19 protein-coding genes are annotated in these 15,853 nt (G+C 65.7%); 10 read left to right on the forward strand and 9 right to left on the reverse strand.

The window, feature by feature from the left end; all coding sequences use genetic code 11:
- Window positions 1-15: 15 nt before the first annotated feature.
- The 4 genes from ACQI5H_RS10000 to ACQI5H_RS10015 all read right to left on the reverse strand — a co-directional run bounded on the left by ACQI5H_RS10000 (window position 16) and on the right by ACQI5H_RS10015 (window position 3,298).
- Window positions 16-1,116, reverse strand: coding sequence for a 3-beta-hydroxysteroid dehydrogenase (locus ACQI5H_RS10000; protein ID WP_427079225.1), 1,101 nt, complete (start codon window positions 1,114-1,116; stop codon window positions 16-18).
- A 61-nt stretch (window positions 1,117-1,177) separates the two neighbouring features.
- Entirely contained in the window at window positions 1,178-1,447 is a 270-nt protein-coding gene (locus tag ACQI5H_RS10005; protein WP_427079226.1) for an exodeoxyribonuclease VII small subunit, read from the reverse strand.
- Window positions 1,440-2,690: an exodeoxyribonuclease VII large subunit gene (gene xseA, locus ACQI5H_RS10010; RefSeq protein ID WP_427079227.1), complete on the reverse strand. Its 1,251-nt coding sequence runs from the start codon at window positions 2,688-2,690 to the stop codon at window positions 1,440-1,442. Before xseA ends, ACQI5H_RS10005 begins: the two co-directional genes overlap by 8 nt.
- On the reverse strand, window positions 2,687-3,298 hold the full coding sequence (locus ACQI5H_RS10015) for a lipid droplet-associated protein (RefSeq protein ID WP_427079228.1): 612 nt from the start codon (window positions 3,296-3,298) through the stop codon (window positions 2,687-2,689). Before ACQI5H_RS10015 ends, xseA begins: the two co-directional genes overlap by 4 nt.
- 96 nt (window positions 3,299-3,394) lie before the next feature.
- Here ACQI5H_RS10015 and ACQI5H_RS10020 point away from each other — a divergent pair, with 96 nt between their 5' ends.
- Window positions 3,395-4,399 (forward strand): 4-hydroxy-3-methylbut-2-enyl diphosphate reductase, encoded by a 1,005-nt coding sequence (locus ACQI5H_RS10020; RefSeq protein WP_427079229.1) that lies wholly within the window; start codon window positions 3,395-3,397, stop codon window positions 4,397-4,399.
- Here ACQI5H_RS10020 and ACQI5H_RS10025 read toward each other — a convergent pair.
- A complete protein-coding gene (locus ACQI5H_RS10025) occupies window positions 4,396-5,595 on the reverse strand; it encodes a DUF6542 domain-containing protein (RefSeq protein ID WP_427079230.1) in 1,200 nt (399 codons plus the stop codon). The two genes, ACQI5H_RS10020 and ACQI5H_RS10025, sit on opposite strands and share 4 nt — an antisense overlap.
- Window positions 5,596-5,727: 132 nt before the next feature.
- Here ACQI5H_RS10025 and ychF point away from each other — a divergent pair, with 132 nt between their 5' ends.
- The 6 genes from ychF to ACQI5H_RS10055 all read left to right on the forward strand — a co-directional run bounded on the left by ychF (window position 5,728) and on the right by ACQI5H_RS10055 (window position 9,853).
- The gene (ychF, locus tag ACQI5H_RS10030) at window positions 5,728-6,801 is read left to right on the forward strand and encodes a redox-regulated ATPase YchF (protein WP_427079231.1); all 1,074 of its coding nucleotides are present in this window, start codon (window positions 5,728-5,730) and stop codon (window positions 6,799-6,801) included.
- A gap of 112 nt (window positions 6,802-6,913) precedes the next feature.
- Entirely contained in the window at window positions 6,914-7,342 is a 429-nt protein-coding gene (locus tag ACQI5H_RS10035; protein ID WP_427079232.1) for a hypothetical protein, read from the forward strand.
- Between the two features lie 104 nt (window positions 7,343-7,446).
- A complete protein-coding gene (locus tag ACQI5H_RS10040) occupies window positions 7,447-8,019 on the forward strand; it encodes a VOC family protein (RefSeq protein WP_427079233.1) in 573 nt (190 codons plus the stop codon).
- A 59-nt stretch (window positions 8,020-8,078) separates the two neighbouring features.
- Window positions 8,079-8,477: a VOC family protein gene (locus ACQI5H_RS10045; protein WP_427079234.1), complete on the forward strand. Its 399-nt coding sequence runs from the start codon at window positions 8,079-8,081 to the stop codon at window positions 8,475-8,477.
- 139 nt (window positions 8,478-8,616) lie between these two features.
- Window positions 8,617-9,207 (forward strand): peptidoglycan endopeptidase, encoded by a 591-nt coding sequence (locus ACQI5H_RS10050; protein ID WP_427079235.1) that lies wholly within the window; start codon window positions 8,617-8,619, stop codon window positions 9,205-9,207.
- 322 nt (window positions 9,208-9,529) lie between these two features.
- The gene (locus ACQI5H_RS10055; protein WP_427079236.1) at window positions 9,530-9,853 is read left to right on the forward strand and encodes a putative quinol monooxygenase; all 324 of its coding nucleotides are present in this window, start codon (window positions 9,530-9,532) and stop codon (window positions 9,851-9,853) included.
- A gap of 5 nt (window positions 9,854-9,858) precedes the next feature.
- On the opposite strand, the gene ACQI5H_RS10060 is transcribed toward ACQI5H_RS10055, so the two are convergent.
- Window positions 9,859-10,548 (reverse strand): guanylate cyclase, encoded by a 690-nt coding sequence (locus ACQI5H_RS10060; RefSeq protein ID WP_427079237.1) that lies wholly within the window; start codon window positions 10,546-10,548, stop codon window positions 9,859-9,861.
- A gap of 19 nt (window positions 10,549-10,567) precedes the next feature.
- Entirely contained in the window at window positions 10,568-11,374 is an 807-nt protein-coding gene (locus tag ACQI5H_RS10065; protein ID WP_427079238.1) for an SDR family oxidoreductase, read from the reverse strand.
- A gap of 21 nt (window positions 11,375-11,395) precedes the next feature.
- Here ACQI5H_RS10065 and ACQI5H_RS10070 point away from each other — a divergent pair, with 21 nt between their 5' ends.
- Window positions 11,396-11,581, forward strand: coding sequence for a hypothetical protein (locus ACQI5H_RS10070; RefSeq protein ID WP_427079239.1), 186 nt, complete (start codon window positions 11,396-11,398; stop codon window positions 11,579-11,581).
- Here the strand turns inward: ACQI5H_RS10070 and ACQI5H_RS10075 are convergent.
- Window positions 11,557-12,375: an adenylate/guanylate cyclase domain-containing protein gene (locus tag ACQI5H_RS10075; RefSeq protein WP_427079240.1), complete on the reverse strand. Its 819-nt coding sequence runs from the start codon at window positions 12,373-12,375 to the stop codon at window positions 11,557-11,559. The two genes, ACQI5H_RS10070 and ACQI5H_RS10075, sit on opposite strands and share 25 nt — an antisense overlap.
- 127 nt (window positions 12,376-12,502) lie before the next feature.
- Between ACQI5H_RS10075 and ACQI5H_RS10080 the strand changes: the two genes are divergently transcribed.
- Both ACQI5H_RS10080 and gnd read left to right on the forward strand, forming a co-directional pair.
- Window positions 12,503-13,912: a glucose-6-phosphate dehydrogenase gene (locus ACQI5H_RS10080; RefSeq protein ID WP_427079241.1), complete on the forward strand. Its 1,410-nt coding sequence runs from the start codon at window positions 12,503-12,505 to the stop codon at window positions 13,910-13,912.
- A gap of 14 nt (window positions 13,913-13,926) precedes the next feature.
- On the forward strand, window positions 13,927-14,949 hold the full coding sequence (gene gnd / locus ACQI5H_RS10085) for a phosphogluconate dehydrogenase (NAD(+)-dependent, decarboxylating) (RefSeq protein WP_427079242.1): 1,023 nt from the start codon (window positions 13,927-13,929) through the stop codon (window positions 14,947-14,949).
- Here the strand turns inward: gnd and ACQI5H_RS10090 are convergent.
- A complete protein-coding gene (locus tag ACQI5H_RS10090) occupies window positions 14,946-15,806 on the reverse strand; it encodes an alpha/beta fold hydrolase (RefSeq protein WP_076127686.1) in 861 nt (286 codons plus the stop codon). The two genes, gnd and ACQI5H_RS10090, sit on opposite strands and share 4 nt — an antisense overlap.
- Between the last annotated feature and the right edge of the window lie 47 nt (window positions 15,807-15,853).

The raw sequence follows: 15,853 nt of genomic DNA on the forward strand, positions 1-15,853 counted from the left end.
CGGGCCAGCGCGGTGCTAGCCCGTCGCCTTGGCCGCCAGGGCCTCGCTCTTCATCTGCCGGAATAGGTCCACGTAGTAGGGCAGGCATTCCGACAGCGCCTTCTCGGTGGTGAACAGGGGCTCGTAGCCCAGGTCGCGCCGGGCCTTGTCGGTGGAGAAGTAGTTGTCCAGATACAACCGCTCGACGGCCAGCGGCTCCAGCAGCGGCGCCGGCATCCCGAATCGGAAATGCATGCGCTGCCAACCGGTCATCGCCGCGCGCACCATCGGGCCGTTAACCCGGATTCGCGGCCAGTTTTGGCCGCACGCCTCGACGACCGGGCGTGCGAACTCGAACATGTTGATCGGCTCGGCGTCGTTGATGAAGTACGCCTGGCCGGGCGCGGTCCCGCCGGGCACCAGATGCTGGGCGGCGAGGATGAAACCGTGAATCAGGTTGTGCACGTAGGAGTTATCGAGCCGCGCCGACTTGCGGCCGATCAGCACCTTGACGTGGCCGGCGATCACGCTCTCGAACAGCTTGCGGAACATCGTCTGATCGCCGCGGCCCCAGATGCCGCTGGGCCGGATCGCACACGTCAACATGTCGCCAATGCCGTTCTGCGACAACACGAACCGCTCGGCGACCACCTTGGTCTCGGTATAGAGGTCGTTGAACCTGCTGGTGTAGGGCAGCGTCTCGTCGCCGCCGGAGATGTTCTGGCCGCCCATCACTACGCTGTTGGATGACGTGTAGACGAAGCGCTTCACCCCGGCCGCCTGCCCGGCGTGCACCAGGTTCTCGGTACCGCCGACGTTGACCGCGAAGCTGCGCTGCCGGTATTCGTCGGTGACCGATGCGCCACCCATCAGCTCGATGATCGCCGCGGTGTGGAACACCGTGTCGACACCGTCCACGGCCGCGGCGCACACGGACGTGTCGGTGATGTCGCCCTGCAGCACCTCCAATTGCGGATGCGGTGGCAGCGGCGACGGGGCGCGGTCGAAGGAACGCACCTGGTATCCGCGGTCGAGCAGGGTGGTCACCAGGTTTGCGCCGACAAACCCGGAGCCGCCGGTGACCAGGACTCGGCCGAGTTCGGTTGTCAGTGATGCATCACCCATGCCGCGAAGCATAACTGAAACGTGTTCCAGTTTGGGAAAAAATTTTGAAGTCGTTTTAGCCGAAGCCCCGTGCTCAGGCGTCCTCGGCCTGCCCGGCAGCGAGCGCATCCTCGACTCGCTTGCGCGCGCCAGCTAAGTGCTCTTCGCACCTTTTCGCCAGCTGTTCGCCTCGTTCCCACAGTTTCAGCGACGAATCAAGATCCAGCCCGCCCTGCTCGAGCAGGCGTACGACTTCGATCAGCTCGTCCCGGCAAGCTTCATAGCCAAGCTGACTAATAGGCGTAATCGGTCGCGCTCCGCTGGCGTCTTCCAAGCCGTTTTGCAAGCCGTCTTCCTCAACCATCGGCCAGCCCTTCACTCACCGCCGTTACGGCGCCGTCGGAAACCCGTACGCGCAGGCGGGTGCCCGCGGGCGCGTCTTGGACCGACCGCAGCACGTCCGCCGGCACCCCGCCCGCCGGGACCGTCTGCACCACGGCGTATCCGCGGGCCAGGGTGGCCGCCGGGCCTAGCGTGGCCAGTCGCGCGGCCAGGTGGCCTACCCGGTCGGCCTCGGCGGTGACCAGCCGCGTGATGTCGCGGCGAACCGCCGAGCGCGCGCGGTGAATCTCTTCGGCGCGCGCCGTCAGGGCCGTCAGCGGCTCGGCCAGCACCGGTCGGCTGCGCAGCTGGGCGAGCGCGCGTTGTTCGCGCGATACCCAATTTCGTAACGCCTGCGCGCTGCGCCGTCGCAAGTCGTCGATCAGCCGTTGTTCCGCGGCGGTGTCCGGGACCACCCTCTTCGCGGCGTCGGTGGGCGTGGCCGCCCGTACGTCGGCGACGAGATCGCAGAGCGGATTGTCGGGTTCGTGGCCGACGGCGCTGATCACCGGCGTGCGGCAGGCGGCGATCGCGCGGCACAGGGTCTCGTCGGAAAACGGCAACAGGTCCTCGACGCTGCCGCCGCCACGGGCCAGCACGATCACGTCGACTTCGCGATCGAGATCGAGCTCGCGCAGCGCGTCGACGATCTGCGCGACCGCGTTGGGACCCTGCACCGCGGTATTGCGCACTGCAAAACGGACTCCGGGCCAGCGCGCGCTCGCCACCGTCGTCACGTCGTGTTCGGCGGCGCTGGCCCGCCCGGTGATCAATCCGATCATGTTGGGCAGGAAGGGAATTGGTCGCTTGAGCCGCGGATCGAAGAGGCCTTCGGCGTCCAGCAACCGGCGCAGTCTTTCGATGCGCGCCAGCAGCTCGCCGACACCGACGGCGCGAATCTCGCTGAGCCGCAACGAAAAAGTGCCGCGCCCGGTGTAGAACGACGGCTTCCCGCACACAACCACCTGGGTACCCTCGGCCAGTTTGACCGGCGCACCCAGCACCAGGTCGCGCGGACACGTCACGGTCAGGGACATGTCGGCGGCCGGATCGCGCAGCACCATGAACACCGTCTTGGAGTCATTGCGCATGTTGATCTGGGCCAATTGCCCTTCCACCCATACGGTGCCCAGCCTGTCGATCCAGCCCGCGACGCGGATCGCCACGGCGCGCACCGGGAAGGGGTTCTCCGCGGAGTTCGGCTCCGGATTCGCCGCTCGGGTCACTTCGCGTTCGCGCGGGTGATCCTGTTGGCGAGCAGCGTCTGGAACGGAGCCCGGGCCTTAGTGGCCTGCTCGTAGGCCAGCAGCGCTTCGAGCTCGTCGACGGCCAGCGATTGCAGCCTGGCGCGCAGCTGGGCCAGCGTGAGCGCCGGATAGTCGAGTTCGGCCGCGACGGCGGGTGCCGGAACTGCCGTGTCGGCCGCCGCCGACTTCGTCGATATTCTGGCGGGCTTCATCGGGGGATCGGCGGCCTCGGGTGCGTCGGCCACTGAGTACAGGGCGAAGCGCCCATCGGCCCGGCGATCGCCGTTGCCGCCTTCCGGCTGCATGGCGGGAGCCCCGGGCGGGTTCTCACCGCCGTCACCCAAATCCTCGTCGAACGTCGCCCACTCCGGATTTTCGTCCTTGGGCGGAAAGATGGATTCCAGGGTGCTGTCGCCCTTGATCACCAGCTCGGCCAGGTTCTGCTGGAAGCGCATCACCAGGTGTGCCGCCTGGCTGGCTAGCGTCATCGGGTACATCAGGATCGTCTTCGGCAGCCTCATCGTCTCCTCGACGGCGACTGTCGCCGCGCCGACCAGTAGCCGAACTCCATACGGTGCAGTAGCCATGGGTCCAAGCCTGCCAGCACCTGCGGAGAACTCCAAGCCCGCCCGCGCGGGCTGGACTATGTGCCCCGTGGCGCGGCGGCCCGTACCCTGAATGTCATGCCGCCGACTGTCGATGTGGGGATTCCCGGCGCTGTGAAGTCGGGGACGCCGATCGCCGACCCCACCCGTAAGCGGGTACTCCTGGCGGAGCCGCGTGGCTACTGCGCCGGGGTGGATCGGGCCGTCGAGACGGTGGAGCGCGCCCTGAAGAAGCACGGCGCCCCGGTCTACGTGCGCCACGAGATCGTGCACAACCGCCACGTCGTCGACACCCTGGTCAAGGCGGGTGCCGTTTTCGTCCAGGAGACCGACGAGGTTCCCGAGGGGGCCATCGTGGTGTTCTCGGCTCACGGCGTCGCGCCGACGGTCTATGCCGCGGCCGCCGAACGGAACCTGCACACCATCGACGCCACCTGCCCGCTGGTGACCAAGGTGCACAACGAGGCCAGGCGGTTCGCGCGTGACGACTACGACATCCTGCTGATCGGCCACGAGGGTCATGAGGAGGTCATCGGCACCGCAGGGGAGGCGCCCGAACACGTGCAGCTGGTCGACGGGGTCGGCTCGGTCGACAACGTCACGGTCCGCGACGAGAACAAGGTGGTCTGGCTGTCGCAGACCACTCTGTCGGTCGACGAGACCATGGAGATCGTCGAGCGGCTGCGGCGTCGTTTCCCGAAGCTGCAGGACCCGCCCAGCGACGACATCTGTTACGCGACCCAGAACCGGCAGGTCGCGGTCAAGGCGATGGCGCCCGAGTGCGAGCTGGTGATCGTCGTCGGGTCCCGCAACTCGTCGAATTCGGTGCGGCTTGTCGAAGTCGCGTTGGGTGGCGGCGCCGCGGCCGCTCACCTGGTCGACTGGGCCGACGATATCGACCCGACGTGGTTAGAGGGTGTGACCACGGTGGGGGTCACCTCCGGCGCGTCAGTCCCCGAGGTTCTGGTGCGTGGCGTGCTGGAACGGCTCGCCGACTACGGCTATGACGTGGTGCAGCCAGTGACGACCGCCCAGGAGACCTTGGTGTTCGCCCTGCCCCGCGAGATCCGGTCGGGACGCTAGACGTCGTATTCCCAGGAGTCGGCCGGTGGCCGCCCCTGAGACCGGCCGTGTGCCCGTGACCGACCCCGTCGTTCGGGGCGGGGCTCTGCTCTCGGCTCGTCTCGGGATTGATCGAGCGGAGCTTCCCCGCGGTAGCGCACGCGCGAGATCGGGTGGTGCGTCGGATTGGTGCCGTTCGATCCGCCGCCGGCGCCGCGACGCCGCGGGGCCTCGTAGGAGGGGTCGTAGGGCTCGTACCGGCCGAAACGCTCGGACGGACCGGGCGGCTCGTACCTGTCGTAATCGTCGAACCGACTGGTGCGGGGTGCCGGTCGCTCGTACGGATTGCGGCGGGTCCGCGGATCCCGGCGGCTTTCCCGCGGCGGGGCGGGCACGTCCGGATCACCCTCGGGCCTGGGACGGCGGCGCGACCGGCGCGGCGGATCGGCAGGGTCGAAGTCGCGGGGCGGGGCCTGGCGCCGACGCCGGGGACGATCCGCCATCGGCTCGTCCTGGTCTTCCGGGGAAGGCCGGCGGGATCGCGTTCGGGTCGAACGGGTGGCGGAACGATCGCCGCGCGCTGCCCGGCCGGACTTCGGCGCCGCGTCCCGGGTGCTCGCGCGGGGCCGCCTTGGGCGGGCGGAGGCGGCCTCGTCGGCATCGTCGTCCTCCGAACCGAGGCCCAGGTACGAGTTCAGTTTCGCGCTGACGCCGCCAAAGAAAGGTTTTCGTTCGGATGCGCTGACACTGTCGTCGGTTTTGTTGGCCGCCAACGTCTTTCGGTTAGACGTGCCGGAATACCACCTGAGCAGTCCGATCAGCAGGACGGCGCCGGCCGTGCCCAGCATCAGCGGGAAGCGTTCGATGAGCGGATAGCCGCAGTTGATCAGCAGGTCTTTCAGGTGACCGACCTTGCGCCCGTGGAATAGCCAGTAGGCCCCGGGCACGGCGCAGAAAAGTATCAGCGGCGGCTGGATGACCGCGGTGAACAGGCCTTCCTGGCGCACGGCCAGCACCGCTGCCAGGCAGCCGGCTATATAGAGGCCGGCGAAGATGTGTGTCAGCTCCTTGTGTCCTGATCCCGCGTCGACGGCATACCCGATGGCGGTGCCGGTGATGGCGATGACCAGCGCTGCCCACCACGGCACACCTGGGATATTGGGGTGGATCGAGCGGTGGGTAGGTTCCACAGCCGATTCGGCCCGCTCTGCTGACACATGTAGACCGTACCGGCAATGGGACGAAACGCCCGTAAAGACCTTGTTGCGGCGATGGGCGTGCCATGCCGTTCATGCAGGAACGATCCACCGCGGAGGGTCCCCGCCGCTGAGCCCTAGACTTGGTTCCCCGTGAGCCTGAGTCTGGGAATCGTCGGCCTGCCCAACGTCGGCAAGTCGACCCTGTTCAACGCCCTGACCCGGAACAACGTGGTGGCGGCGAACTACCCCTTCGCGACGATCGAACCGAACGAGGGCGTCGTCTCGCTGCCCGATCCGCGGTTGGCCAAGCTCGCGGAGCTTTTCAGTTCCGAGCGCATCGTCCCGGCGCCCGTGACGTTCGTTGACATCGCCGGCCTGGTGAAGGGGGCATCCGAGGGGGCGGGCCTCGGCAACAAGTTTCTGGCGCACATCCGCGAATGCGACGCGATCTGCCAGGTGGTCCGGGTGTTCTCCGACGAGGACGTCACACACGTGGCCGGAGACGTCGATCCCCAATCCGATATCGAGGTTGTCGAGACCGAGTTGATCCTGGCCGATCTGCAGACGCTGGAGCGCGCGCTGGGCCGGCTGGAGAAAGAGGCCCGCACCAACAAGGAGCGCAAGCCGATTTACGATGCCGCGCTCGCCGCCCAGCAGGTGCTGGATAGCGGGAAGACGCTGTTCGCCGCGGGGGTCGATACTTCGGTGCTGCGTGAGCTGAACCTGTTGACCACCAAGCCGTTCCTCTATGTCTTCAATGCCGACGAGGCGGTGCTCACCGATGCCGGGCGGGTAGCGGAACTGCGTCAGCTGATCGCGCCCGCGGACGCCGTGTTCCTCGACGCCGCCATCGAGTCGGAGTTGACCGAGCTCGACGACGAGTCGGCCGCCGAGCTCCTGGAATCGATCGGGCAGACCGAACGCGGTCTGGATGCGTTGGCGCGGGCCGGTTTTCACACGCTCAAGCTGCAGACCTTTCTGACGGCGGGCCCCAAGGAGGCGCGGGCGTGGACGATCCACAAAGGCGATACCGCGCCGAAGGCGGCCGGGGTGATCCACACCGACTTCGAGAAAGGCTTCATCAAGGCCGAGATCGTGTCGTATGACGACCTGATCGCCGCCGGGTCGATGGCCGCGGCGAAGGCCGCCGGCAAGGTGCGGATGGAAGGCAAGGACTACGTGATGGCCGACGGCGACGTGGTGGAGTTCCGCTTCAACGTCTGAACAGCAACCCAAGAAGCAGTGTGCTTCGTTGAGATACTTCTCGGCTGGACAAGTGTCCAGGTATCGTGGCGACGGTGATCGCCGGTCGAGGCGAGCGCAGATGGGTCTGAGGATGAGCAAGGTTCCGAGCCGTCAGGCTCGTTTGGCGCACGCCGCCAAGCACGCCGACTTGTGGAATGCGGGCAAGAAGGACGAGTGGGTAGCTTCGTGGCGCTCGATTTGCCCCGGTGAGGTCCGCATGTTCGATCCCGTCGGGACCGAGGAGAAACATGGTTTCGCCGCCGCCACGTCCGACGCTTTTGACATGTTCCAGTCGATCCTCAAGATCAAAATGATCACTGTCCAGGTCAACGGGAACGAGATGGCCTGGGTCTGTGAGAACTACTTCGGCACCGAGCCGAATGTCCAAATGGCCTACAGCATAGAGACATTCGCGTGGGACGAGGACGGAAACCTGGTGATCAAGACCTACTATCCAATGCCCGAATCCGTCGGTCCTGAGGCCGATCCCTATACCCATCTTTTGGAGGGGCAGAAGTAGTGCACACCGACGGTGACGCGGTGGAGTTCCGCTTCAACGTTTGAAGACTTCCCACCGCCGCCGCGGATACTGCATTGAGCGCTAGAGCGGTCTGAGGAGGATTGATGCGGTGGCGGGGCGTTTGTCACGTGGAATTCGCGGTGTTGGACTATGACGACTCGATCGCGTTCTACGACGCCTTGTTCGGCTGGCTCGGATACAGCAGCTTCTCGTCGCTCAACATGGAGTATCAATCCACCTATTACATGACCCGTCATGTCGCCCCGCACAGCTACGTCGGTATCCAGCCAGCTCGCACCGGAGGGAAGGTGACGCACCACGACCAGGCGGTCGGCATCAACCACATTGCGTTGTGGGCGCGGAGCAGAGCAGAGGTCGACCGCTTCCATCGTGAGTTCCTGATCTCTCGGGATATAGCCGTAACTGACGAGCCAAAGGAGTACCCGCAGTACTGGCCCGGCTACTACGCTGTGTTCTTCGACGACCCGATCAATGGGATTCACTGGGAACTGGCGTGGATACCGAAAGTGCCTACGCCCCGGCAAGTTTGGTCGTTCTATCGTGCGCTTCGTGCTTTCGCCGGTAGCCGGCCGGACCTGGCAAACACGGTGCCCGGCGTTGCCTGGCAGGCGAGGAGAACCTTGCCGGCGCGCCGGCTTGTCGGACCGGCTGCCTAGCATGCCCCACGCAGGCACTATCGCCGTGCGGCACTGCCGTGGCCAATTGGGGAGGTTTCGTGAAGTTCATTTCGACTCGCATCATCACCGCTGACGTCAATCGGCTCGTAGCTTTCTACGAGATGGTCACCGAAGTCTCCGCGGTGTGGGGCAACGAGCTGTTCGCTGAGATTCCGACGCCGGTCGGAACACTGGCAATCGGCAGCGATAAGACCGTGCCGCTCTTTGGGGACGGATCCGCTGAGCCGGCAGCCAACCGCAGCGCGATCCTGGAGTTCATTGTCGAGGACGTCGATGCCGAGTACGAGCGACTTCGCGAACGCGTGGACGAGGTTGTGACCGAGCCGACAACCATGCCGTGGGGTAACCGCGCGCTGTTGTTCCGCGATCCGGATGGAAACCTCGTCAACCTGTTCACGCCCGTCACGGACGAGGCCCGTGCCAAGTTCGGAGTCTGACTGTAGCCATTCGTATCCGTAAATATACTTTTGTGTAATAAATTTGCTGGATATGCGGTCCAAGCCATTTTTTGGCTTACACGTGACACCCGCCACAAATTTTGGCTTGCTAAGTATCTCGTTGCTAATGTCCCTGGCCATGTTTGTTCTCGCTACGTTGATGTCGCTCATCAACCAGGTTTCCGGGACGCCGTATATCTCGGGCGGAGATTCTCCGGCCGGGACCGACTGTTCCGGTCTTGCTTCCTGGGTTGCCAACGCGGCAACTGACAGGCCGGTTTTTGGAAGTCGTTTTAACACCGGAAATGAAGAATCCGCTTTATTGGCACGGGGCTTCCAATACGGAACCGCCCCGAACGCCTTGGTGATCGGTTGGAACGGTGGCCACACCGCGGTCACCTTGCCGGACGGGACCCCGGTATCCAGCGGTGAGCGCGGCGGCGTGCGCATCGGCGGAGCCGGTGCCTACCAGGCCGGTTTCACGCACCACATGTTCCTGCCGATGCCACCGGACGCAGAGAGCCTCATGCCTCCGCCGCCGGACGCACCGCCTCCGCCCCCGGACGCACCGCCTCCGCCAATGCCGGACGCACCCCCGCCTCCGCCGCTGCCGGACGCACCCCCGCCGCCGGACGCACCGCCCGCTTTGATCGGCATTGTGGATCCCGCGCCGCCGCCTCCGCCGGCGCCCGATTTGCCGCCGGCCGCCGATCCCGGAATTGCGAATTGACCAAAAAACGGATCGCACGTATGTCGGTTAATGCAGCCGACCGATGCGCAACATTGGTCACACTGCTCGCATTGCGGGCCTGGGAAAAGTGAAATAGGTCCGAACCACGACGGTTTGTGTGCTACATCACTATCCCGGGTGAGCAAACGTCACAGCATCACCAATACAAAGTCCGCCCAGGCGTCAATGACGATGCCTGGGCGGATTTTGCTGTGTGGGCCGGCGGGGAACAAAACTCTATTGTCCGCGACCGTCGGCACGGGCGGCACGTATCCTGACGCTGCGCAGGCCCACGAGAGTTCCGAGCGGAGGGGGAGCGGCCATGATCTTCATCGTCGTGAAGTTCGAAACGAAGCCCGAGTGGACCGACCGCTGGCCGGAACTGGTCGCGGCGTTCACTGCGGCCACCCGTGCCGAAGAGGGCAACCTGTGGTTCGAGTGGTCGCGCAGCCTCGACAACCCGGCCGAGTACGTCCTGGTCGAAGCCTTCCGCGACGCCGACGCCGGCGGCGTTCACGTCAACAGCGATCATTTCCAGCGCGCGATGCAGGAGCTGCCGCAGGCGCTGAAGTACACGCCGAAGATCATCAGCCAGACGATCGACGCGACCGGCTGGTCGAAGATGGGGGAGATGTCGGTCGACTGACCGATCTAGCCGGCCTGGCCGACGGAGATCGCGATTTCCTCGCCCAGCTGGTAGCCCGGTGCCAGCGGCAGAGTGTCGCCGCTCCAGAACGAGCCCGGGTCGAACGAATGTGCATCCTTGTCCGTGACCAGCAATCCCATCTCCTCATAGGTGATCGCCACGGTCTCCGCGCAGTACGCGGTTTCCAGGCTCATATTGCGCGCTTCCCTGCGACGCTGCGTCTGCTCGCGAATCTTCTTATCCACCAACGGGATTCCTCGCACCCAGTCGTTGATGGTCGGCAGCCGGCCGCGGAACCACCGGCCGGTCAGCCGGGCGGTGGTCGGGAATGGGGTGCCGTCCATGCGCGCGATGACCCGTAGCAGTTTGTCTTCCTGTTCGCGGGTGGCGTAGGGCGTCAGCTGTCGTAGCCAGCACCGCTGCTGGTATCGATCGGTCCACTGGAGTACGGCCTGGCGTAGATCGTGAAGCTGCACGCCGCGATGGTTGCTGCCCGTCCACATGTCGGTGAGCTTGTCGCCCAGCTCGGCGTGCCAGATCAGCGGGGGCAGATCGTCGATGGCTACCGTCATCCCGACGTGGTTCACCGGGGCGTTCGTCAACGTCTGAATTGCGCGATCGGGCCGCGAGCGGCCACGGAACAACCACAGGTCACCCGTCCGGGTCTCGTTGAGTGCCTGGTCCAGGGTCAGCATGTAAGCCCGCCGTCATCGGTCATCGGTGCGCCCTCCCGGGTTCGCGTGCGATTTGGTAGTCGATGTAGCCGTCCCAGTCCTCGACGCGGCGGCGTAACTCCTCGACGACGCCGACGTGAGTGGGTACGAAGAACCGGTTGCGCAGGATCGCCTCGGCGACCAGCTCGCCAACTTGGGCGGGGTCGAGCAGCTCGAACTGTTCGCCCGGTATCCGTAGCGGTGCCCCCTCACCGAATGTCGGGACGGCGGCGGCGATATTGGTCAGCACCGGTCCCGGACACAGCAAGGTGACGCCAATGTTTTTGGGCCGCAGGTAGATTGCCAGGCCTTCGCTGATCTGCACGATAGCGGCCTTGGTGGCCGCATAGGGCAGGCGATCGTAGGAATAGGTGAAAAGCCCGGCGAAGGACGCGGTGTTGACCAGGTGCCCGCTGCCCTGACCGAGCAGCAACGGCAGGAAAGCGGCGTTGCTGCGCACCAGCGACATCAGGTTGATGTCGAGGATGCGTTGCCACTCGGCGACCGGAATGTCCTGGGGCAGACCGTTGGTCAGCACGCCGACGTTGTTGACGACGATATCGATTCGGCCGAATCGCTGTAGCGCCGAGTCCCGAATGCCCTCGAACGCCTGGGGATCCGAGACGTCGGCGCGCTGCGGCAGGATATTGGCTTGGCTCAGCTCGTCGGCCAGGGTCCGGAGGCGGTCGCCGTCGATGTCGACGGCGACGATGTGGGCGCCCCTGGCGGCGAGCGTGCATGCGATCGCGCGGCCTATGCCGCTGCCCGCTCCGGTGATCACGGCGGTCTTGTCGCGAAGGGTGTCCATGGCCGTAATAGCCTGTCAACTATGCGCAACATTTGGAAGTGGATCGGCCTGGCCGGCGTCGCCGGCGTCGTCGCCGGCGGTGCGCTGGTGGTGCGCGATCAACGTAAACGGCGGGCCTACACCGCCGACGAGATCCGGGCCAGGTTGCATCAGCGGCTGGCCGAGTCCAACCCGGACGGCTTTCAATCCCAATCGCGCTCGGTCTGAACGGCGAATAAGCGGTAGCTGCCGGAAAAGCCCTTCAGCTCAACCTCGCTGCCCTCGTCGAAGGCGATGTCGTCGCACTCCATCAGGGCGTTGTGCACCGGTTCGCTCACCAGGATCTGGCCACCGACGGCGTGCGCGGCGACCCGTGCCGCCATCGCCACGTTGCGCCCGAACAGATCGTCGCCGCGGCGCACCGAGCGACCCATGTGGATCCCGATGCGCACCCGAATCTCCTCGTGCCGCTTGCGCTTTGCGTCCCGATGTAGCGCGTCCTGGAGATCTATCCCACAGCGCACCGCCTGCTCGGCGCGGGAAAAGGCGATCATGAATCCGTCGCCCTGGCTCTTCACCACGTGTCCGGAACGCCGTTGCACGAGATCCTGAACCAGTTTGTCGTGCGAACTGATCAGCTTGACCCACGCGCGATCGCCGATGCGTTCGTTGAGCGCGGTGGACTCTTCGATGTCGGAGAACAAGATCACCACGCGGCCGTCTGGCGTCACCCGGGCCAGGTCGGGCCGCTCGACCTCGGCCCAGTCGGCGAGGTCCTCGATCGAACTGCGCACGGCGGCGCCGAAACCCTCTTTGCGCATCAGGTTGGCGGTGTTCCACACCCGTTTGACGGCCTCGCGACCGCCCGACAGCAGCTGAGTTCGGGCGTCGACTCGCTGTCGCAGGTCGTCGACCTCCCGCCGGCTTCGGGCCAGCAGCTGCCACAGCACCACGAGCGCGACGGCTTCGACGGCCGCAACCCCGCCCAGCGCGTAGACCGCGATATGCAGCGCATCAACCACGTCAGGAATCCTGCCAAAGTCCGCGATCGGTTGTCGGGCCTACCGGCACTGTCTAGGGTTGAGCCCGGACGCCCCCGGGTAGTGCATCTCGAGTGAGCCGATCAGGTGACTTTTGGGAGGTTCGGTCTTGGCCGACGACGGAGGTGGTTCGTCAAACCTGCTGGTGATCTTCGGAATTACCGGCGATCTGGCCCGCAAGATGACGTTCCGGGCGCTGTATCGGCTCGAGGCCCGCAAGCTACTGGATTGCCCGATCTTGGGCGTGGCCAGCGACGATATGTCCGTCGAGAAATTGGTTGAGCGGGCGCGCGAATCGATCGGCGACGCCGGCGAGAAGATCGACGACGCGGTGTTCGATCGGCTGGCGGGCCGGCTGGATTACCTGCACGGCGATGTCACCGACAGCGCGCTCTACAGCCGGCTGGCCGACATGATCGGCTCGGACTACCGCCCGCTGTACTACTTGGAAATGCCGCCGTCCCTGTTCGCGCCGATCGTGGAGAACCTCGCGAAAGTCGATCTGCTGGAGCGGGCACGGGTCGCGGTGGAAAAGCCGTTCGGCCACGACCTGGCCTCCGCGCGCGACCTCAACGCGCGGCTGCGTGCGGTGCTCGACGAGGACCAGATCCTGCGGGTGGACCACTTTCTGGGCAAGCAGCCCGTCCTCGAGCTGGAATGCTTGCGCTTCGGTAACCATGCGCTCGCCGAACTATGGGACCGTCGCAGCATTTCCGAAATCCACATCACCATGGCCGAAAACTACGACGTCGAGACCCGCGGCAAGTTCTACGACGCGGTGGGCGCCCTGCGCGACGTCGTCCAAAACCATCTGCTGCAGGTGCTGGCGCTCGCGGCCATGGATCCGCCGGTCGGCTCCAGCGCCGACGACCTCAACGACAAGAAGGCCGAGGTTTTCCGCGCGATGCCGGCTCTGGCGCCCGACCATTGCGTGCGCGGCCAGTACCGCGGCTACACCGACGTCCCCGAAGTGCCGAAGGATTCACAGACCGAGACCTTCGTCGCGCTGCGCACGGAGATCGACAACTGGCGCTGGGCCGGGGTACCGATCTTCCTGCGGACCGGCAAGGCGCTGCCGGAGAAGGTCACGGAGGTGCGGCTGTTTCTCCGCCGTGTCCCTGCGCTGGCCTTTCTGCCCGACTGCCGACCCGCGGAGCCCAACCAGATCGTGCTGCGCATCGACCCCGACCCCGGGATGCGTGTTCAGATCTCCGCGCAAGTGGGTGACAAATGGCGCGACATACACCTGGACTCGTTGTTCGTCGAGGACCTGGGCGAACCGGAGCGACCCTACGAGCGCCTCTTTCAAGCCGCGCTGGCCGGCGATCACCAGCTCTTCGCCCGGATAGACAGCATCGAAGAGACGTGGCGCATCGTGCAGCCCCTGCTGGACAACCCGGGCAAAATCCACCCGTATGAGCGCGGTTCGTGGGGGCCCGATGCCGCGCGGTCGCTGTTGCACGGGCACCACTCTTGGCAAGAGCCGTGGATGCCGCGAACCACGTCCGCAGCACAGTAAGGAGACCCAAGCAAATGCAGCTAGGCATGATCGGACTGGGCCGGATGGGCGCCAACATCGTGCGCCGCGTGGCCAAGGACGGACACGAATGTGTGGTGTACGACCACAACCCCGACGCGATCAAGGCGATGGCCGGTGAGGAGCGGACCACCGGGGCGAACTCGCTGGCGGAGCTACGCGACAAACTCGACGCGCCGCGCGTCGTCTGGGTGATGGTTCCCGCCGGCGACATCACCACGTCGGTGATCGCGGAGCTGGCCACGACGCTCGAGCCCGGTGACACCGTGATCGACGGCGGGAACTCTTACTACAGGGACGACATCCGCCATTCGAAGACGTTGTCGGACAACGGTATTCACCTGCTGGACTGTGGCACCAGCGGCGGGGTGTGGGGCCGGGAGCGCGGCTACTGCCTCATGATCGGCGGGGACGCCGACGCGTTCGCCCGCGCCGAGCCGATCTTCGCCAGCGTCGCGCCCGGCGTGGACGCGGCACCGCGTACGCCGGGCCGCGACGGTGAGGTCGCGCAGTCAGAGCAGGGCTATTTGCATTGCGGGCCGTCCGGCGCGGGGCACTTCGTCAAGATGGTGCACAACGGGATCGAGTACGGGATGATGGCCTCGCTCGCGGAGGGGCTGAACATTCTGCGCAACGCCGACATCGGCAAGCACGTGCAGGAGGGCGACGCCGAAACGGCGCCGCTGTCGAACCCCGAGTTCTATCAGTTCGACTTCGACATCCCCGAGGTCGCCGAGGTGTGGCGCAGGGGCAGCGTCATCGGTTCCTGGCTGCTGGACCTGACCGCCATCGCGCTGCACGAATCGCCGGAGCTGAAGGAGTTTTCCGGACGGGTCTCCGACTCCGGCGAGGGCCGGTGGACCGCCATCGCCGCGATCGACGAGGGGGTTCCCGCACCGGTGCTAACGACCGCGCTGCAGGCCCGCTTCGCCTCGCGCAGCCTCGACGACTTCGCCAACAAGGCGCTCTCGGCGATGCGCAAGCAGTTCGGCGGGCACGCCGAGAAGCCCGCTAACTAACTAACGCGCTCGACGAAGGTCACGACGGCTTCGCTGAAGGCGTCGTTGTCGTCGCCGGCGGCGGTGTGCCCCGCGTTCGACAGTTCGACGAACTCGGCATTGGGCACAGTCGCGAGGAAATGCTTGACGCCCTCGGGGCTGACGACGTCCGACAGCTTTCCGCGAATCAACAAAACCGGGATCGTCAGTCCCCGGGCCGCTTGCTCGAAGTTCTCGGTGCGAAGCTCGGGGTCGTCACCGGGCTTGGTCATGAAGGCCGGGTCCCAATGCCAGTACCAGCGGCCGTCACGCAGCCGCAGGTTCTTTTTCAGCCCCTCGGGGCTGCGTGGCTTCTCCCGGTAGGGCAGATAGGCGGCAACGGCGTCGGCGGCCTGCTCGAGCGATTCGAATCCGTCGAGGCCGCTGAACATGAAATCGCGGATGCGGGCGCTGCCGCCCTTCTCGAATCGCGGTACCACGTCGACGAGGACCAGCCGGGTCACCCGGGCGGGGCCGGCCCGGTGAGCGGCAAGGATGCCGGTCAGCCCGCCCATGCTCGCCCCGATGATCGCCACGGGTCGGCCAATGGCATCCAAGACGCGCATGACGTCCGCGGTCAGCGTCTCGACGTCGTAGTCGGCGTCGGGCGCGCGGTCGCTGTCACCGTGGCCTCGGGAGTCCAGCGCCACGACGTGAAACCCGTCGTCGGCCAGGATTTGACCGGTGTTTTTCCAGGAAAACCGATTCTGGCCGCCGCCGTGCAGCATCAGGATGGTGGGCCGGTCGGTGGCGCCGCGGTTCCATTCGTCGGCGACCAGAGTGATCCCGCCGGCACCGGAAAATTCGACCGTCGTGGGGCTGCTGCTAACGGCGCTCATGGGCGTCCTCTCGGTAGGTCGTCCTCCGACGTTACCTAGGTTGTCTA

The organism is Mycobacterium heidelbergense (assembly GCF_050205645.1).
Taxonomy (GTDB): domain Bacteria; phylum Actinomycetota; class Actinomycetes; order Mycobacteriales; family Mycobacteriaceae; genus Mycobacterium; species Mycobacterium heidelbergense_A.